Annotated in this window: 18 protein-coding genes; 17 read left to right on the top strand and 1 reads right to left on the bottom strand. The window is 40.9% G+C overall.

Annotated features, from left to right (window positions below):
• Positions 1–183 precede the first annotated feature (183 nt).
• The 9 genes from CYK55_RS12955 to tkt all read left to right on the top strand — a co-directional run bounded on the left by CYK55_RS12955 (position 184) and on the right by tkt (position 7974).
• On the top strand, positions 184–1668 hold the full coding sequence (locus tag CYK55_RS12955) for a BglG family transcription antiterminator (protein WP_034690837.1): 1485 nt from the start codon (positions 184–186) through the stop codon (positions 1666–1668).
• A complete protein-coding gene (locus CYK55_RS12950; RefSeq protein ID WP_034690834.1) occupies positions 1658–2068 on the top strand; it encodes a PTS sugar transporter subunit IIA in 411 nt (136 codons plus the stop codon). Before CYK55_RS12955 ends, CYK55_RS12950 begins: the two co-directional genes overlap by 11 nt.
• A gap of 30 nt (positions 2069–2098) precedes the next feature.
• Positions 2099–2410 (top strand): PTS fructose transporter subunit IIB, encoded by a 312-nt coding sequence (locus CYK55_RS12945; protein ID WP_019722933.1) that lies wholly within the window; start codon positions 2099–2101, stop codon positions 2408–2410.
• Between the two features lie 15 nt (positions 2411–2425).
• Positions 2426–2875 carry a fructose PTS transporter subunit IIA gene (locus CYK55_RS12940; protein WP_034690833.1) on the top strand — a complete coding sequence of 150 codons (450 nt, stop codon included), beginning with the start codon at positions 2426–2428 and terminating at the stop codon, positions 2873–2875.
• A 20-nt stretch (positions 2876–2895) separates the two neighbouring features.
• Positions 2896–3210, top strand: a complete 315-nt coding sequence (locus tag CYK55_RS12935; protein WP_010734014.1) for a PTS fructose transporter subunit IIB — start codon at positions 2896–2898, stop codon at positions 3208–3210.
• Between the two features lie 24 nt (positions 3211–3234).
• The gene (locus CYK55_RS12930; RefSeq protein WP_034690830.1) at positions 3235–4335 is read left to right on the top strand and encodes a PTS fructose transporter subunit IIC; all 1101 of its coding nucleotides are present in this window, start codon (positions 3235–3237) and stop codon (positions 4333–4335) included.
• 31 nt (positions 4336–4366) lie between these two features.
• Complete coding sequence (fsa, locus tag CYK55_RS12925) at positions 4367–5020, top strand: fructose-6-phosphate aldolase (protein WP_034690828.1); 654 nt, start codon at positions 4367–4369, stop codon at positions 5018–5020.
• Entirely contained in the window at positions 5021–5710 is a 690-nt protein-coding gene (gene alsE / locus CYK55_RS12920) for a D-allulose 6-phosphate 3-epimerase (RefSeq protein ID WP_034690825.1), read from the top strand. It abuts the gene before it with no gap.
• A gap of 269 nt (positions 5711–5979) precedes the next feature.
• Positions 5980–7974: a transketolase gene (tkt, locus tag CYK55_RS12915; RefSeq protein ID WP_126134397.1), complete on the top strand. Its 1995-nt coding sequence runs from the start codon at positions 5980–5982 to the stop codon at positions 7972–7974.
• A gap of 118 nt (positions 7975–8092) precedes the next feature.
• Here the strand turns inward: tkt and CYK55_RS12910 are convergent, their stop codons facing one another.
• On the bottom strand, positions 8093–9244 hold the full coding sequence (locus tag CYK55_RS12910) for an ROK family transcriptional regulator (protein WP_034688674.1): 1152 nt from the start codon (positions 9242–9244) through the stop codon (positions 8093–8095).
• Between the two features lie 257 nt (positions 9245–9501).
• On the opposite strand from CYK55_RS12910, the gene xylA reads away from it, so the two are divergent.
• From xylA to CYK55_RS12870, 8 genes are all read left to right on the top strand, one after another.
• Positions 9502–10809: a xylose isomerase gene (gene xylA / locus CYK55_RS12905; protein WP_126134396.1), complete on the top strand. Its 1308-nt coding sequence runs from the start codon at positions 9502–9504 to the stop codon at positions 10807–10809.
• 103 nt (positions 10810–10912) lie between these two features.
• Positions 10913–12520 (top strand): glycoside hydrolase family 43 protein, encoded by a 1608-nt coding sequence (locus tag CYK55_RS12900; RefSeq protein ID WP_126134395.1) that lies wholly within the window; start codon positions 10913–10915, stop codon positions 12518–12520.
• A gap of 49 nt (positions 12521–12569) precedes the next feature.
• Positions 12570–14081, top strand: a complete 1512-nt coding sequence (locus CYK55_RS12895) for a sugar ABC transporter ATP-binding protein (protein WP_126134394.1) — start codon at positions 12570–12572, stop codon at positions 14079–14081.
• A 41-nt stretch (positions 14082–14122) separates the two neighbouring features.
• The gene (locus tag CYK55_RS12890; RefSeq protein WP_126134393.1) at positions 14123–15088 is read left to right on the top strand and encodes an ABC transporter permease; all 966 of its coding nucleotides are present in this window, start codon (positions 14123–14125) and stop codon (positions 15086–15088) included.
• Between the two features lie 25 nt (positions 15089–15113).
• Positions 15114–16163 (top strand): sugar ABC transporter substrate-binding protein, encoded by a 1050-nt coding sequence (locus CYK55_RS12885; protein WP_034688669.1) that lies wholly within the window; start codon positions 15114–15116, stop codon positions 16161–16163.
• Positions 16164–16255: 92 nt separating this feature from the next.
• Positions 16256–17740: a xylulokinase gene (gene xylB / locus CYK55_RS12880; RefSeq protein WP_126134392.1), complete on the top strand. Its 1485-nt coding sequence runs from the start codon at positions 16256–16258 to the stop codon at positions 17738–17740.
• A gap of 44 nt (positions 17741–17784) precedes the next feature.
• On the top strand, positions 17785–18399 hold the full coding sequence (locus CYK55_RS12875) for a ThuA domain-containing protein (protein WP_235186327.1): 615 nt from the start codon (positions 17785–17787) through the stop codon (positions 18397–18399).
• A 92-nt stretch (positions 18400–18491) separates the two neighbouring features.
• The gene (locus CYK55_RS12870; RefSeq protein WP_126134391.1) at positions 18492–20141 is read left to right on the top strand and encodes a MutS-related protein; all 1650 of its coding nucleotides are present in this window, start codon (positions 18492–18494) and stop codon (positions 20139–20141) included.
• Positions 20142–20192 lie beyond the last annotated feature (51 nt).

Raw genomic sequence — 20192 nt, 5'->3', positions numbered from 1 at the left:
TTAAGCCAAAATTTGAAAAAATATGAGAAGCTTTTTTCTCAAATTATTTCTTAATACTCGGAGTTACCCAGCTTTCTCACAACCTTGTGTAACCGAATTCATTTTGTCCGCTGCAATGGACATTATGTAGTGAAGCAGAATAAAAAAAATCGCTTATGATAAAGATACAGGGGGGATAGAGCTATGACTAGTCAAATGGATCGAGGGAATAAATTAACGCTTCTTTTATCAAAACAACGAGATTATGTTACTGCTGAAGTGTTGGCAGAGTTAATGAGTACCTCTACCAAGACCGTCTATCGCTTAGTTAAAAAAATAAATGACGAGTTTTCGAATGGGCCACTGATTTTATCTGAAAAGGGTCGAGGGTACAAACTTGATTATGAAAAATATATTGCACAGACGAACCAAACGGTTGTGTCTTCTGTGGAAGTTCTACCGTCAGAACGGCAAAATAATGTGATGGAAGAATTATTATTATCCTCTCCTAAAGCACTTAAAGTCATTGATTTGTATCAAACGTATTATGTCGGTGACTCAGCCATTGCAAATGATGAAAAAATCATTGCCGAACGGATCGCAACCTATGATCTACAACTGATTCGTAAAAATCGGACACTAGCCATCGAAGGAAAGGAAGAGAATATCCGCCGTGCAATCACTGAATTGATTCAACGATTGAATATTTTCGATATTGATGAAATCGCTTTATCTGATGAGTTCGACTTCAATCGTTATGATGCGAATTTTGTCATCAAACAGATCAAGCTGATTGAAAAGAAACTCAATGGCACGATTCCTTATCCGTATAATATCAATATTTTCTCCCATTTGTACATTGCGATACGTCGAGCAAGGAAGACGAATTATCAAGCTATTGGTGAAAAATTAACGATGGAACAATTGCAATTTTTAGACAAAGAATCTGTGATTCGTGATATAGCAATCGAAGTGATCCGTCAAGTAGAAGTGTATCTGAAAACGAAATTACCAGTCAGCGAGATCTATTATCTCTATCAATATTTACTTTCTTCAAGAACAGACAATAATCAATCGCAAACACAAACGTTCACAAAAGAAGTGATTGAGATTACATCTTATTACTTGCATCAAGTCGGTGAGAAGCTAAATCTCAATGTAGCAAGCGAGATGATTTTTACAGATCTTGCTAATCATATCAAACCTTTGATCAATCGGTTGCGCCATCAAATCAGAGTGAAAAATAGTTTGTTGGATCAAATCCAATTAACGTATGAAACGATTTTTAATACGGTTGCTGAAGTATCAAAACAGGTGAGTCAAACATTTCAGCTTCCAACAATCACGCCTGATGAGATTGGGTTTATCACCTTGTATTTTGCACGAATGATCGAGACGCATCAATTTCCAATTCAAACGTTGATCATGTGTACGACTGGAGTTGGGACTTCTGAATTATTGAAGGTGAAGTTAGCCAAAAAATTTCCTGAACTAGAGATCGTGGATGTGATCAGTACGAAAAATTACCAATCAGTGTTCGAAAAGACGCCAGGAATCGAGTTGATTTTAACGACAGTTGGGTTGAAAGAAGCATTTCCTGTTCAATCTTTGATTGTTAGTGCGATGCTGACCGCTGATGACCAGTCAAGAATCCAAAAGAAAATCGAGGATATTTATCATGACAGATAATTTCGTGGAACTATTCGATCAGATGTCACTGGCTTCCAAAGTAGCGACTTATGAATGGATCAGTCAACAAGTCTTTCCTACCTCAAAAGAAAAGGCACAAGCGATCCAACAGGCATTGTTTGAGCGAGAAGAGGCAGGAGATATCCAAATTGAGGAAGGCGTGATTTTACCTCATCTTGAACATCCAGCGTTAGCCAACACACGAATTTGGCTGATCCGTCCGCAACAACCCATAACAGAATGGTCGGAACGAATCTCAAAAGTGGAATTGATTATCGTTGTCTTACTAGCAGAAAATGAAACACTGGCAGTCAAACAACAGCTTGCTGATTTTATGCGAAAACTGGCTGATCCTGATTATCTAGATGAATTGAAAGCTGGTAATTTCACAGAACGATAAAAATACTATCAAAAATTGGAGGAACCATTAATGAAAATCGTTGGAGTAGCAGCATGTACAGTGGGAATTGCCCATACGTATATTGCACAAGAAAAATTAGAGAATGCAGCGAAAAAAGCGGGTCATGAGATCCATGTCGAAACTCAAGGAACGATCGGCATTGAAAATGAATTGCCGCAAGAAGCCATCGATCAAGCCGATATCGTGATTCTAGCAGTGGATGTCAAGATCAGCGGACGGGAACGTTTCGAAGGAAAGAAAATCATCCAAGTACCAACAGAGATCGCGGTCAAATCACCGAATAAATTAATCGAAAAAGCAATGGAAGTTGTCAGTAACTAATGAGGAGTGAGGAAAATGGAGATCAAAGAAATCATTGATCCAACAATCATCAAAACGAACTTAGACGGGAAAACGAAAGATGAGGTCTTGTATGAATTAGCCAATCGCTTATATGAACAAGAATACATTACGGATGTCGAAGCATTTGTGAAAGATATTTATTTGCGAGAAGCGCAAGGTCAAACAGGGATCGGTAATTATATCGCTATTCCACATGGAAAAAGTGCGTATGTGAAGAAGGTCGGTGTGGCGATCGGGGTGACTGAAAATGAAATTCCTTGGGAGACACTAGACGGTAAGGGTGTGAAAGGCATCATCTTGTTTGCAGTCGGAGACGATACGGAAGGTGCGCAAAAACATTTGAAATTGTTGTCCTTATTTGCCCGTAAGTTAGGAAATGATGAAGTGGTGGAACGTTTGATTGCTGCAAGAGAAATCGATGAAGTAGTCGCTGCATTTGGATAGAGACTGAGGAGGAAGAAAAAATGAAAATCGTTGGAGTAGCAGCATGTACAGTGGGGATCGCTCATACGTACATTGCGCAAGAAAAGTTGGAGAATGCCGCAAAAAAGGCAGGGCATGAGATCCATGTGGAAACACAAGGAACGATCGGAATCGAAAATGAATTGACGGCAGAGCAAATCAGTCAAGCAGATGTCGTTATTTTAGCTGTAGATGTCAAAATCAGTGGTCGTGAACGTTTTGAAGGAAAACGAATCGTCCAAGTACCGACAGAAGTTGCTGTGAAATCACCGAGTAAGTTGATTGAAAAAGTAGAAGAAGTAGTCGTGCAACAATAATTACCAGAATGGGGGAGACAAAAAATGGAGGCAATTAAAAAGTTAAATTTAAAAGGACATTTATTGACAGCGATTTCATATTTGATTCCAATCGTATGTGGTGCCGGATTCCTGATTGCAATCGGCATGGCCTTTGGCGGAACAAGTCAAGGAACACTTGTACAAGGTGAGTTTTCGATTTGGGATGCTTTAGCAACGATGGGTGGTGCTGGTTTAGGGTTATTACCAGTTGTGATCGCTACTGGGATTTCTTATTCCATTGCAGCTAAACCAGGGATCGCACCAGGTTTCATTATTGGTTTAACAGCAAATGCAATTGGTGCTGGCTTTATCGGTGGGATTCTAGGTGGTTACTTAGCAGGTTATCTTGTTTTAGGTATTTTAAAACATGTCAAAGTACCAAAATGGGCAAAAGGATTGATGCCAACATTGATTATTCCATTTATTGCTTCAATTGTTGGTGGCTTAGTCATGGTGTATATCATTGGCGCGCCAATCGCAGCATTAACGCTATTATTAACGAATTTCTTGGATGGATTAGGCAATTCTTCCTTATTGATTTTTGGTGGTGTGATCGGCTTATTAAGTGGGATCGACTACGGTGGTCCAATCAATAAAACCGTATTTGCTTTTGTATTGACGATGCAAGCAGAAGGGTTGAATGGCCCGATCACAGCCTTGCAATTAGTCAATACAGCCACACCGATTGGCTTTGGATTAGCGTATTTTATCGCCAAAATGTTCCGCAAGAATATCTATACAAAAGTGGAAGTAGAGACATTGAAATCAGCCGTACCAATGGGTGTCATCAATATTGTTGAAGGTGTGATTCCTTTAGTCATGAATGATATCGTACGTGGCGTAGTTGCAACAGCAATCGGTGGATTTGCTGGTGGTGCAACTACGATGATCTTAGGTGCGGATGCAACGGTGCCGTTCGGTGGTGTCTTGATGATCCCAACGATGTCTCGACCATGGGCAGGTGTGATCGCAATCTTAGTGAACGTTTTAGTTACAGCCGTCGTTTTAGCTGTAATCAAAAAGAACGTGCCGGAAGAAGAAATGGACTTAGTAGTAGAGAAAGAGGAAGAAGATATCAGTTTAGAGGATATTCAGATTTTTTAAAATAAGTGTGTAAAAAAGAGGGGCAAAACCGATGAAATTTTTTCTAGATACAGCAGATGTAACAGCAATCAAAACAATCAATGCGCTAGGCTTAGTCGATGGAGTGACAACTAATCCGACGATCATTGCCAAAGAAGGTCGCGTGTTTGAAGAAGTCATCAAAGAGATTTGTTCGATCGTTGATGGGCCTGTTTCAGCAGAAGTGACTAGTTTGAAAGCAGACGGCATGGTCGCAGAAGCGAAAGAGATCGTCCAATGGGCGGAAAACATCGTGATCAAGATCCCTATGACAGAAGAAGGATTGAAAGCGACGAATGCATTATCTAAATTGGGGATCAAGACCAATGTCACATTGATTTTCTCTGTGGCGCAAGGATTACTAGCGGCAAAAGCAGGTGCGACCTTTATTTCACCATTTTTAGGCCGACTAGACGATACAGGAACAAGCGGGATCGAGCTTGTCGCAAAACTTCGTGAAGTACTAGATACTTACGGGTTTTCTACAGAAATCATTGCAGCAAGTGTCCGTAATTCGGAACATGTGGAAAAAGCGAGTTTAGTTGGCGCACACATTGCCACTGTACCGCCATCATTGTACCAAACGTTGTGGAGCCATCCATTGACAGATAAAGGGATTGCGCAATTCATGGCGGACTGGGAAAGCTTCCAAGGAGGGAACAAATAAATGGGAAAAGTGGAATTTTCACCTTCATTGATGACGATGGACTTGGATAAGTTCAAAGAACAAATCGAATTTTTAAATGATCATGTCGATTCTTACCATATCGATATCATGGATGGTCATTATGTACCAAATATCACATTATCTCCATGGTTCATTGATGAGGTACGTAAAATCAGTAATCTACCGATGTCTGCGCACTTAATGGTTAAAGATCAAAGTTTTTGGGTGAATCAATTAATCGAGCAAAAGTGTGAATGGATCTGTATGCACGCCGAATTATTAGATGGTTTAGCTTTTCGTTTGATCGATCAAATCCATGACGCAGGGTTAAAAGCTGGCGTCGTTTTGAACCCTGAAACACCGATCGAAGCCATCTTCCCATACATCGAATTGGTCGATAAAATCACGATCATGACGATCGATCCAGGATTTGCTGGACAACGGTTTATTGAAAGTACACTGGATAAAATCGTTGCTTTACGCGAACTACGCGAAGAAAAAGGGTATAACTATGTGATTGAAATGGACGGCTCTTCTAACCGTAAATCCTTCAAACGAATCGATGCAGCCGGACCAGATATTTATATCGTCGGTCGCAGTGGCTTGTTTGGCTTAGATGAAAAAATCGAGAAGTCATGGGAAATCATGAAAACCGATTATGAAGAAATGACTGGGAACACGATCGGGTAAGAGAAGGTCGTGAGAAAGTCGGTTAGCTCCGAATAGTAAGGCGGAACGTGGGAAAATAGCTTCACATATTTTTTCACGTTTCGACTTACTATTGAAGGAGTTGGTTTTCGAACGCCGTTTGTCTAGGTGGTGAAAGGAGCGGTCAGCGCTAAGTAATAAGACAGGAAAATCGAGAATGCCTAATTCATTTTTGATTCTTCTGTCTTATTTTCAAAGTGAAATTTAAAGAGTGGATATTATTTTATAGGAATGAACAAGGAGGAATTATATTGTTTGATAAAATTGATCAGCTTGGTGTGAATACGATCCGTACATTGAGTGTCGATGCAGTACAAAAAGCAAATTCAGGACATCCGGGGTTACCAATGGGTGCCGCGCCAATGGCTTATGCCCTTTGGACGAAACACTTGAAAGTGAATCCGAAAACTTCTAAAAACTGGGCAGACCGTGACCGTTTTGTCTTATCGGCAGGACATGGTTCAGCGATGTTGTACAGCTTGTTGCACTTAGCAGGGTACCAAGTAACGATTGATGACTTGAAACAATTCCGTCAATGGGATTCAAAAACACCAGGACACCCTGAGGTCAACCATACGGACGGCGTCGAAGCAACGACTGGTCCTTTAGGTCAGGGGATCGCGATGGCTGTGGGGATGGCGATGGCAGAAGCGCATCTAGCAGCGACCTATAACAAAGATCAGTTCAACGTCGTTGATCATTATACGTATGCGTTATGTGGTGATGGCGACCTGATGGAAGGTGTGTCTCAAGAAGCAAGTTCGATGGCTGGTCATATGAAATTAGGGAAATTAATCGTTTTATACGATTCAAACGATATTTCTTTAGACGGACCAACCTCAAAAGCCTTCACTGAAAATGTTGGCGCACGCTATGAAGCTTATGGTTGGCAACATATCTTGGTCAAAGACGGCAATGATTTAGAAGCCATCTCAAAAGCTATCGAAGAAGCGAAAGCCGAAACAGACAAACCGACATTGATCGAAGTGAAAACGGTCATCGGATTTGGTGCACCAAACCAAGGAACTTCTGCAGTCCACGGCGCACCACTTGGCTTAGAAGGCATTCAAAAAGCCAAAGAGATCTATGGTTGGGAATACCCTGACTTTACCGTACCAGAAGAAGTGGCGGAACGCTTCCGTCAAACGATGGTTGAAGAAGGCGAAAAAGCTGAAAATGCTTGGCGTGAGCTGTTCGCAGCATACAAAGCAGCGTATCCAGAATTAGCCCAACAATTTGAAGATGCCTTTGCTGGGAAATTACCAGAGAATTGGGATGCAGAACTTCCAACGTATGACGAAGGTGAAAGTCAAGCAAGTCGTGTCTCAAGTAAAGAAGTCATCCAAGAATTATCAAAAGCGATCCCAAGCTTCTGGGGTGGTTCTGCCGATCTATCTGGATCAAACAATACGATGGTCACAGCAGACAAAGACTTCACGCCTGAACACTATGAAGGCCGCAACATTTGGTTTGGTGTTCGTGAGTTTGCGATGGCATCAGCGATGAACGGGATCCAATTGCATGGCGGTACCCGGATCTATGGAGGAACATTCTTTGTCTTTGTCGATTATTTGCGACCAGCTGTGCGTTTAGCAGCGGTCCAAAACACGCCAGTCATTTATGTCTTGACCCATGACTCTGTGGCAGTTGGTGAAGATGGCCCGACACATGAGCCAGTGGAACAATTGGCTTCGGTTAGAAGTATGCCAGGTGTCCATGTCTTACGTCCGGCGGACGGGAACGAAACTCGTGCAGCGTGGAAAGTTGCGATGGAATCCACAGATACACCAACGATCTTAGTCTTGAGTCGTCAAAATCTACCAGTTCTTCCATCAACGAAAGAAGTGGCAGATGATATGGTTAAAAAAGGTGCCTATGTCTTGTCACCAGCTAAAGGGGAACAACCAGAAGGAATCTTGATCGCGACAGGTTCAGAAGTGGATCTAGCTGTCAAAGCGCAAAAAGTATTGGCGGAACAAGGAAAAGATGTCTCAGTGGTTTCTATGCCAAGTTTTGATTTGTTTGAAGAACAATCCGCGGAATATCAAGAAAGTGTTTTGCCAAAAGCAGTGACGAAGCGTGTTTCTATCGAAATGGCTGCTTCATTTGGCTGGGAGCGCTATACAGGGACAGCTGGGGCAATCATTGCGATTGATCGTTTCGGCGCGAGCGCACCTGGGGAAACGATCATCCAAAATTATCAGTTTACAGTGGAACATGTTGTTGAAGTGTTTGATCAATTGTAGGAAGTTTGTTATTCTTTTACTATTTAAAATTAAAGATACACGTACTTTATCTAAATAAAATCTGCCAAACTGGAACTCAACATTTTCCGGTTTGGCAGATATTTTTATTGATCCATGATTATTTTAATTTCAGGTGTTTGATTTCTAAAAAGTGTTGGAGATTTAAGACCAAACCTCCTAGAAGTGTCGCTTTTTCGTTCAAGGAGCTGTTGCGGACGACTAATTGATTCGAAAAATGATTGTGCAGATTCCCTTTTAATTGTTCGATCATATCAGGTATTTCGCGATAAAGTGAGCTATTCAAAATAATGATCGATGGGTCATAATGGGCGATCAAGTTGTTGATACCGATCGTCAAGTAGTTGATATTTTCTTCTACGACTTGTCGTGCATCACGATCCTGGTTTTGGTAGTATTCTCTAAGGATGATGGCATTGACATAGTCCAACTTTTTTTTCTGAGCAAATCGATCGTAGCAGACTTTGTTGGCAGCGTACATCTCCAAACAACCTCGGTTTCCACAGCGACATTCCTTACCGTCCATCACGATGATCTGATGACCGATTTCACCAGCAAAACCATGGGCACCAACCTCTAAATTCCCATTTTTGACGATTCCTGCACCAATGCCGCTGTGCATATTGATGCTGACAAGATTTTCCGAATCTGAGGTAAAGCTATACTCACCTAAAGCTGCAAGATTTGCTTCATTTTCCAAATAGACAGGATAGTTTCTCAGTTTTTCAGCTATTTTGCGAAAAGAAATGTGATCGAAATTGTAATGAGGGCCAAAAATTGGCTCACCATGGTAGACAGGGCCATGAACGGCTATTGCTACTCCAATAATGCCATATTCTGTCGTCGGAAGATGTTGCTCAAATAACGTGAAAATTTCTGAAAGATACAGATAGATGGCTTCCTCATCTAATGTGATTGGCTTTTTTTGGATATGTTGTATCTCTTCCCCGTCTAGATACGTAAGGAGACCATAGATGTAATTATAGCCGATGTCAATGGAAATAGAGAGGCCCGCTTTTCCATTATATTGAAGAATGATCGGTTTACGTCCACCGACATTACTAGATTCTCCAATGCCAGTTTCGATGACCAGTTGATCATCGATCAATTTTTTCACAATGGAGGACACAGTTGCTTTGGTTAGTCCAGTTATGGCTGAAAGCTCTGCACGAGAAAGAGCCGGTTGGTTCATAATCAATTCTAAACAGAGAGACTCATTTGGGCTCCGTCGAGTATACGTTGGATTTTTCAAAGTAAATCACTTCCTATTCATTATGTAATGAGGATACGTTCTAAAGTATACTGGTAATCTCATTATTTTTCTAGTTATTTATCTATAGCTATTTCGTTTTGTAAAGTAAATAAATTAACTTCATTCGAATGGAAATGCTTTGATAATAATGAAAAATCACTTGACTATGATTGTGAAAGCGTATACTATATGCTTGTTAAGTTGGTTTGTTAGATGAACTAACTAATGTAGAATGAATAAATTAGGAGGAATATGATATGAGCTATTTTCCACAAATAGAAAAAATCCAATATGAAGGAACAACGACAACCAATCCCTTTGCTTTTCGCCATTTTAATCCAGAAGAGGTAGTTGCCGGTCAAACGATGAAGGAGCATTTACGATTTGCTGTTGCTTACTGGCATACCATGACACAAGATGGCAGTGATCCATTCGGCTCACCAGTCAATCAAAGAACGTGGCTAGGTGCGACTGAAATGGAAACCGCAAAAAATCGAGTAGCGGCCTTTTTTGAGATTTTAGAAAAATTAGGTGTCGAATATTTTTGTTTCCATGATGTTGATATCGCGCCTGAAGGAAATAGTTTAGAAGAATTCTATGCAAACTTAGATGAAATCACAGATTTGATCAAGGAACAGATGGAGCGTACGGGAATCAAACTACTTTGGAATACTGCAAATATGTTCAGCCACCCACGCTACGTGAATGGTGCAGCTTCAACGAATCATGCGAATGTTTTTGCCTATGCTGCTGCTCAAGTCAAAAAAGGCTTAGACATCTCAAAAAAACTCAACGGTCAAAATTATGTATTCTGGGGTGGTCGTGAAGGGTATGAAACGTTGTTGAATACGGATATGGCGTTTGAACAAGAGAATATTGCACGTTTGTTCAAAATGGCGATCGCCTATAGTGAAAAAATCGGTCATATGCCACAATTCTTGATTGAACCAAAACCAATGGAGCCAAGTAAACATCAATATGATTTTGATGCTGCAACGGCTTTACAATTTATTCAAAAATATGGTTTACAAGAGAAATTCAAGCTGAATCTAGAGGCTAATCATGCTACGTTAGCTGGGCATACGTTTGAACATGAGATCGAAGTAGCACGGATCAACCACGCGTTAGGTTCTCTAGATGCGAATCAAGGGGATGTGTTGCTTGGTTGGGATACTGATGAGTTCCCAACGAACGTCTATGATGTCACATTGGCCATGTATGGTGTCTTAGAAAATGGCGGTATCGCACCAGGAGGAATCAATTTTGATTCGAAAGTCCGTCGTTCTAGTTTTGCCATGGAAGATCTATTCTTAGCGCATATCGCCGGGATGGATACCTTTGCTAGAGGGCTGAAGGCAGCGGCGAAATTAAAAGAGGATCGCTTCTTCGATACCTTAAAAGAGAAACGCTATGCTACGTTCCAAGAGGGCATTGGGGAATCCATTGTCAACGACAAGGAAGATTTGGAAAGTTTGACTGACTATGCATTGAAGCTGAAAGATATCAAGCTGGAATCAAGCCATATCGAATATGTCAAATCTTTTTTGAATGATTATTTAGTTTAATCCAACTTATGGAGAGTCTCATTCAGTTAGCTAAGGATAGATATCGCTGACTCCTTTGGATGGTTGAAAGGGATTCTCCTAAAAAAATAGAGTGAGGTGTACGATGAAAATTAAAAATCCAGTATTAACAGGTTTTCATGCTGATCCGTCTATTGTACGTGTGGGAGAAACATATTACATTGCCAACTCAACGTTTGAATGGTTTCCAGGCGTTCAGATCTATGAGTCGAAAGATTTGATGAACTGGCGATTGGTGACACGTCCATTGGCTTCTATCCAGATGTTGGATATGAAGGGCAATGAAGATTCAGGAGGGATTTGGGCGCCCGATCTCTCTTATGCGGATGGGAAATTTTGGTTAGTTTATACTGATGTCAAAGTGGTCAATGGAGCGTTCAAAGATTGTACAAATTATTTGACTACCGCAGAAGAGATCACTGGTCCATGGAGTCAACCGATTCGATTGAATGGTGTCGGCTTCGATGCTTCTCTTTTCCATGATGACGATGGCTGCAAATACCTAGTTCAAATGGAATGGGATCATCGCGAATACCATCATCCATTTAATGGGATCAAATGCACCGAATATTCAGTGGAAGAGCAACGTCTACTTCCGGAAACAGGTAAGATCATTTGGAAAGGAACTGACGTGAAATTAGTGGAAGGCCCACATCTGTATAAGTTATTTGGTTATTATTATTTGTTTTGTGCAGAAGGGGGCACCGTCTATACGCACCAAGAAGTGGTGGCACGTTCAAAAACTTTAGAAGGAGCTTTTGAAAGCCAAGCAGAGACCTTTTTAACTGCCTATGACTCTCCAGAAAATCCACTGCAAAAATGCGGACATGGTGCGTTAGTTGATACACCAGAAGGCGAATGGTATTTTGCTCATTTGACTGGTCGACCGTGGCATCATAAAAACGAATCCATCCATGATCCCCGTGGCTGGTGTACATTAGGCAGAGAAACAGCGATTCAAAAGGTGACATGGTCTGAAGCATTGTGGCCAGAAATCGTTGGTGGAAAGCAAGGGAGTATGGAGGTGGAAGCACCTAAAGGAGTGACACCTCACCCTTATGAAAAACTGCCAGAAAGGACTCACTTCGAACAAAGCGAACTGCCTCCACAATTTCAAACAGTACGTGTCCCTTTTACGAAGGATATCGGCATGTTGAAAGATGGAAAGCTGACATTACGAGGTGCCGGAAGTTTGGCCAATACACATGGAAACTCACTAGTTGCTAGACGTTGGCAAGCATTTGAGTTTGAAGCAGAAACTGCATTGAGCTATTCGCCAACGACCTTCCAGCAAATGGCAGGGCTGACGAATTATTACAATTCACAACATTGGTCGATGATCCAAGTGACTTGGCACGAAGAAAAAGGCTGTGTCATTGAACTCACTGAGAATAATCAAGGCGTATTCAAAAGTTATTTGCAGGAACAGGTCATTCCAATTCCAGAGGATGTAACAGTTGTTTATTTCAAAACGATCGTCAGAAGAGAAACTTACACATATGCTTATTCGTTTGACGGAAAAACATGGATCGAATTAGCGATCCAGTTAGATGCAAAAGTACTATCCGATGAATATGTCAACCAAACCCATGGTGGATTTTTTACGGGTGCGTTTGTGGGAATAGTCAACATCGATTACTCAGGATATGATTTGCCAGCTGTTTTTGATTATTTTGATTATCGAGAAAAGTAAAGTGAATAGAACAGTGTTGTCACTTCAGGAGTAAGAGGGGAGATCTTTCATGGAAAAAGAACGTTTATTTTCAATGTCTGATATTGAAAAAAGTTTTGGCCCTGTCCACGTCTTGAAAAAAGCAAGACTTGAGGTAAATAAAGGCGAGATCCATGCTTTTATGGGAGAAAACGGAGCCGGTAAGTCTACTTTAATGAACATTCTTGCTGGATTGATCGATAAGGACGAAGGAGAAATCATATTTGAAGGGAAAGAAATCCCTAAAATGACTCCTGACTTCGCACAAGAATTAGGGATTGCCTTTGTTCATCAAGAATTGAATCTAGCAGAAGATTTGTCTGTGGCAGAAAATATTTTTATTGGTCGTTTGCCCTATAAAAATAAGGCGTTAGGAATTGTTGACTTCAAAAAATTATATGAAGACACGCAACAATGGCTGAACTTAGTGGGATCTGCGATTTCTCCCACTGCACTGGTTGCTTCGTTGTCTACTGCCAATAAACAATTAGTTGAAATTGCCAGAGCGCTTAGTTTGAATGCCAAAGTGATCATTTTTGATGAACCGACAACTTCTTTGTCTGAAAAAGATGTCGAAGTTTTGTTTATTATTATTCGCAGATTGAAGGAAAAAGGCGTTTCAAGTATCTATATCTCTCATCGCATGAAAGAAATCTTTGAATTAGGTGAACGAATCACGATCATGCGCGACGGGGAATATATCTTGACCGATGAAGTAAAAAACTTGTCTGAAGAAGCGATTATCGCTCGCTTAGTTGGTCGAGAAATCAACGATCTGTATCCAAAACAACCGACCCACTTAGGAGAAACCTATTTACAAGTTACCAATCTTTCTGATTCTTTTGGGCGAGTTAAAAATGTCAGCTTCCAAGCAAGACGTGGGGAAGTGTTAGGCTTTGCGGGGTTAGTAGGTAGTGGTCGAACCGAAACGGTACGACTGATTTTCGGTGCAGATCGTGCAAAATCTGGTGAAATCAAATTGGCGAACCAGCCGGTAGTGATCAAGTCGCCGGTGGATGCGATTCGTCAAGGAATCGGATTATTAACGGAAGACCGTAAACATCAAGGCTTGTTTCTTGGTCTCTCAATCCAAGACAATATCACGATAACGAATCTAGGTGGATTTGTATTAAAACATGAATCACTTAATCAAACGGCTCATCAGTTTGTACAAGACGTGAAGATTAAGATCAGTGATATTGCGCGTCCAGTTGTCAGTCTCTCTGGTGGGAATCAGCAAAAAGTCGTTTTAGCAAAGTGGTTGAATACAACAAATCAAGTATATATTTTTGATGAACCGACAAAAGGTATTGATGTGGGGGCAAAATCAGAAATCTATACGATCATCAACGAATTGGCACGCCAAGGGAAAACGATTTTGATCGTCTCTTCGGAAATCCCTGAATTATTAGGGATCTGCGATCGGATCTATGTTTTTCGGGAAGGTGAGATTACAGGAGAAGTCGTCATCGCTGAGTATCAGGACAGAAAAGATGAGGCGCAAGAATTGATTATGACCTATGCAACGCTTAATGAGCATTAACGATTCTTCAGCTAGAGGATATGTAAACAAAGGAGAGAACGATGGAAAAACGAAACAAGTTAACGATCAAGTCACTTTTTATGAACTACTCTGTTTATTTAGTGTTAATTGCTTTAGTCCTATATTTTTCAATTGCAAATGCGAATTTTTTGAGCACATTCAATATTGAAAATTTCTTCCAACAAATTCCACCGGTAGGCATTTTAACTGTTGCTTATGCGATGATTTTGATTTGCGGCTATGTGGATCTATCAATTGGTTATGTTGGAATGGCGTCAGGAATGCTCGGTTTATATGTGGCAAATCAAGGAATGCCTGCACCAATCGTTGTGCTTCTGGCATTATTGACAGGGGCAATGTTAGGCGCGTTGAACGCTTTGTTGATCAAGAAATTTGATTTGCCTTCATTTATTTTGACGTTAGGAACAAGTTATGTCATCAAAGGAATGCTCGGCTTTTTCACGGACGAACAATTTATCGGTTCCGAAAACGAGTGGTTCAATCGCTTAGCGAAAATGCCAATCGGTACGGATATGTTCAAAAGCAATGCCTTGATTTTTTTAATTATCATTATTGTATTTGCTTTTATAATGAAAAATACGCGTTTGGGAAGATATACCTATGTGGTAGGGTCAAATCAAGAAGCAGCCAGGTTATCCGGTATCGATACGGATAAACATATCATTAAGATGTTTATGATTGAAGGAATGTTAGCAGCCATCGCTGGGTTGTTGATTGTTTCAAATTTAAATGGTGGCGCTTCCAAAGATGCGAATGGCTTAGATTTGTTCGCAATGGCGGCAGCTATCATGGGTGGTACATCATTTAGTGGTGGAATCGGCACGATTGGCGGAGCGGTTGCAGGTATCTTAACCTTACAAGTATTTAAAAATGGCTTGACATTGATGGGGGTAAATTCATTTTTACAAGATACAGTGACCGGTCTAGTCATTATTTTAGCAATCATCATTGATTATTTGAAACGTCGAGCAACTCGTCAGTCATAATTATAATCTAAGGAGTGAAAAGACCATGTTAAAAAAATCATTTTGGGTCATCAGTATGTTCGTTGCGTTATTATTAGTTGGTACAGGATGTAGTACAAGTGATTCTGCGGATGCAGATAGCGAAAAGACCTTGTATTTCATTCCAATCGTAGACACCGGGGCTTATTGGAACCCCATGAAAAAAGGAGCAGAGGATGCGGCACAAGAATTGGGTTATACATTGGTCACGAAAACATCTCCTTCTGCTGAACCAAGTAAGAAAGAGAAACATATCGGCTTTATCAGAGAAGCAGTTGCCAAAAACGTAGCAGGAATCGCCATTGCACCGATTGAGAAAAAAGCGTTTGTTGATCCAATCAAAGCAGCCATGGATAAAAATATTCCAGTCATCACCTTTGATGCCGATTTAGAAAATCCTGAAGATCGGACAGCTTACGTCGGTACAGACAATGTCTCAGCTGGAAAAGAATTAGGGTTACGTGCTGCTGAAGAAATGAAGGCAAAAGGCATTACCGGTGGTTCGATCGCCATCGTTTGTGTGGACGTCGCACAACCAACTATGATCGATCGTGAAAAAGGACTGAAAGAAGGTTTTGCAGAGATTTATGGAAAAGATGCTGAGAACTTTAAGTTTTTAGCGACGATTCAAGACAATGATCAACCATCAGAATCTAAAAAACAATTAGAAGGCTACATTGCGGCGAATAGAGACTTAGTCACTGTCTTTTCATTAGGTTCAGAAGGGCCGAATGTCGGTGTGATGAGTGCGTTAGAATCTCAAGGAAAAGCAGGACAGGTGCTTCATTATGGATTTGATTATACGGACACTTGGTTAAGCGGAGTAGCGGACGAACGAATCACAGCGATCGTTGACCAAGATGCGTACCAAATCGGCTATCAAGTGATCGAGAATTTAGTGAAAGCAATCGACGGTGAAACAATTGACACAACCATTCCGATCGATGTCAACTATGTGTTAGCGGAAGAGTTAGAAGAGTATGGAAAAGAAAAAAGTAAAGTGAAAACAGACTCAGTAGAAGATTCTTCGATAGAAAGTACAGAAGAATCAGAATAAAAAGCGTATATAATCATTGGAAAGGAACAGGCGGTGTCTTGATGGAACGGACTGTTTCTTTCGCTTGTTTTTGTTGGAAAGGGGAACGATTCATGTATGTATTAGGTTTAGATCTAGGAACAAGTGCTTTGAAGGGCCTAGTGTTTGATCGAAAAGGAAAATTAGTGGCAGAAGCAGTTGCTTCTTACCCTATGAGCAATCCACAGATGGGGTATAGCGAGCAACAACCGGCGGATTGGCTCAAAGCAGCAGATCAAATATTGAAAGAATTATTAGAGAAAGTAACTGATCTTAAAGATGAATTGGCAGGCATCAGTTTTTCTGGACAGATGCACAGCTTAGTTCTTTTGGATGAAGCAGATCAAGTTGTAAGACCAGCTATTTTATGGAATGATGTTCGTACGACACCACAATGTCAACGAATCACTGAAATAATGGGCGACAAGTTGTTACAGCACACGAAAAACAAAGTGTTAGAAGGATTTACACTACCGAAAATCTTATGGGTCCAAGAACACGAACCAGCGAGTTGGGAAAAGGTCAAACACATTCAATTACCGAAAGATTATTTACGGTTCTGGTTGACTGATTCGTATCATATGGACGAGTCAGATGCGGCTGGCACACTACTGCTGAATCAAGAAACGAAGCAGTGGGACGAAGAAATCTTAGAAGAATTTGGGATTGATCCAGCCATCTTACCTCCTTTAGTGGCTTCTACTGAAGTGGTGGGGACATTGAAAGAGGAATTTAAAGAAAGATACGGCTTTACCAAGCCAGTCAAAGTGATTGCAGGCGGTGCCGACAATGCCTGTGGCGCTGTTGGCGCTGGTATTTTAGAAGAAGGTCTGGGATTATGTTCCATCGGCACAAGTGGCGTATTCCTTCGTTACGAAAAAAATGTGGATAGAGACTATCAAGGGAAACTCCATCTCTTCCAACATGCCTCAGGTGCCGCGTATTCCATGGGTGTGACCTTAGCAGCTGGCGACAGCTTGAGTTGGTTCAAACAGCGCTTTGCTCCTGATCGTTCCTTCAACGAGTTGCTATCAGAAATCGGAAGTGTTGATGCAGGCAGTAATGGCTTATTATTCACTCCTTATATCGTAGGGGAACGCACGCCTTACAGTGATAGTCAAATCAGAGGAAGTTTTATTGGAATAGATACGCAACACGAGTTAAAACATTTTACCCGTAGCGTGCTAGAAGGGATTACCTTCTCTCTAAAGGACTCCCAAGCGATCATGGATGAGATGACCCAACAAAAAATCGAAACCATCGTGTCGGTAGGTGGCGGTGCAAAAAATCAGATGTGGCTCCAAATGCAAGCGGATATTTTTAATCGACCGATCGTTACTTTAACCACCGAACAAGGACCTGGGCTTGGTGCTGCCATGTTAGCAGCAGTAGGCTGTGACTGGTTTACTGATTTGAACGAATGTGCAAGTGTTTTTGTTTCCTACCAATCCCCTGTGCAACCGAACCCGCAACAAGTGGAAGTTTACCAAAAGGTGTATGCGCGTTATCGTAAAGTATACGAATGTACAAAGGAAATTTGTCACATGTATGAAAAATAATAAGCGAGTATCTAAGTGAAAGGAGTGTGTTCCTAGTGAAAAAAATGATCACGTTGTTAGGCGATTTTTACCATCCGCATGATCCGTTAGTCAACTATTTTCAGGGGATCGCTAAGCACTTCCCACAAGAATTAAAGATGACTGATCTGACGATCGAGCAACTAACCGAAGCATTACATGAGCAACCTGATTTATTCCTCCTTTCAAAGGAAAATCGGTTAGCACCCGAAAAAAATGACGCTGTTTGGTTAAATGAAACATATGATCAGTTGATCACCGAGTATGTAGCGGATGGCGGAAGCCTGATTGCCTATCATTCAGCACTTTCTAGCTACCCGATCCACTCTGCTTTTAGTGAGATGTTGCGGGGGCGCTTCCTTCATCATCCCAAACCTACAGAAGTAACCTATCGAGAATCAAATGGTAAGTCTTATAAAATATGGGACGAACACTATTTCACTGAAGTAGCTATAGGAGAAACGGAAGTTCTGATGCACAGCTATTCTCACTATGGTGAATCGATCGCCGCTTGGCGACATCTGTATGGTAAAGGTAAAGTTTTTTGTATGACTCCCGCACATTTTTCAGAAGGATTGCAACATGAAGGAAATCAAAAGGTACTTTTCGATGGAATTAGTTGGTGTCTAGAATCAACATGAATACGGCGAAAAAGAAGGATAGTTTTTTATAACTCCATTTATGTTTCCAATCAGTGCTATACTTAAAGTATTCAATAGATTGGAGAAATTTTATGAGTCAAACAGAATTTATCATGCTCCTGATTGTCGGTATCATTGGCATCTTAATTGTCTTAGAAATCAATTCGCGAAAAAAATTAAGAGCAGATGTCCGTTACAAATGGGGGAAGCTTCCATATCAAGTACGATTCGATAAGGAGGAGAGCTTAAAAGAAGCTTGGCAGACAGAAAAAAAGTTTCGCACGTGGGACAGTGAAGTCGATGACTTGACTTGGTATGACCTAGATATGTTTGAAGTATTCGAAACGGTCAATCATACGTATTCAAGTGTGGGTTCAGAAGCGCTTTATCAGCGACTGCGTAATTTTGATTTTGGACAAGATCAGCGTTTAGAAAAGTTGATTACTTTCTACCAAGAAAATCCTAAGTTGAGAGAAGAAATCCAATATCAATTTGCACGACTTGGAAAAAAAGACCGTAATTTTGCCAAACAATACTTAGCAGATGGCAAAAGCAAAAGAATTGGTCATATTGGGCTATTTGCCTTTTTAGGCATGTTACCACTCATTGGTTTAGGCTTGTTTTTGCTTGGACAAGTAATCGGCATTTATATCGCGATCATTAGTGTGTTATTCAATACGGTTTATTACTTGATAAAAAAGCAAACACTCGAAACAGAACTTAATAGTATGGGCTATCTTGTTTCTACGATTTCTGCGGCGAAAAAAATAGCCACGTTTGCTACACCATTGCAAGCAGAGTTGCAAAAAAATGTACAACCTTTAAAAGAAATCCCTAAGTTCGGTTTTTCATTTCGAGTGAAAAATGGCTCAGAAGCGGAGTTGTTTTTTGACTACTTGAATATGATGTTCATGTTGCCATTTATTTCGTATCATTTTGTCATTAGCCGATTGGAAAAGAAAACGGAACAAGCGATTGAATTATGGCAATTACTCGGAGAGTTAGAAGTAGCTGCGGCAGTGTTGAATTATCGCACCTACATGCCCTATTCTTGTCAACCAGTCTTTGCAGAAAGCGGGATCATGGCAGAGGATACGTATCACCCTCTGATTGCCGAGGCAGTCGTCAATCCGATCGATTGGCAACAGAACACATTGGTCACTGGCTCGAACGCTTCAGGAAAATCAACGTACGTCAAAAGTATTGCCATCAACGGTATCTTAGCGCAAACGATCCAAACTGCTTTAGCCGAATCTTTCACGATCCAACCCGGTCATGTCTTGACCTCGATGGCGATCGAAGATAATTTGTTTGAAGGCGATAGTTACTTTGTTTCAGAAATCAAATCGATCAAGCGCTTATTACAGCAAGTGGAAACAAAAGAACGTTGCTATTGCTTTGTCGATGAGATCTTGAAAGGGACAAACACCATTGAACGGATCGCGTCTTCAGCAGCTATCGTGAATTGGTTAAGCGACTACCCTTCTTTAGCTTTTGTCGCAACACACGACATCGAACTGACTGAGATCTTGAAAAAAGATTGTGCCAATGTCCATTTTGAAGAGCAAGTAACGCCTGAGAAAGGCATCAGCTTTGACTTTAAATTAAAACAAGGACCTGCAAAGACAAGAAATGCCATCGCGTTATTAGATGTGCTGAAGTATCCTACAGCAATCGTGAAAGAGGCGCAAGCAGAAGCTGCCTTTTTTGATCAACATCGCCGATGGCGGGTAGTGGAGTAAGAAATAAGCCCAAGCTGAAAGTATTTAATCAAAAACCATCATTGATAGTGA

Origin of the sequence: Enterococcus mundtii, from assembly GCF_003957375.1 — a bacterium.
GTDB lineage: Bacteria > Bacillota > Bacilli > Lactobacillales > Enterococcaceae > Enterococcus_B > Enterococcus_B spodopteracolus.
This window is presented reverse-complemented; position numbering and strand designations above follow the sequence as displayed.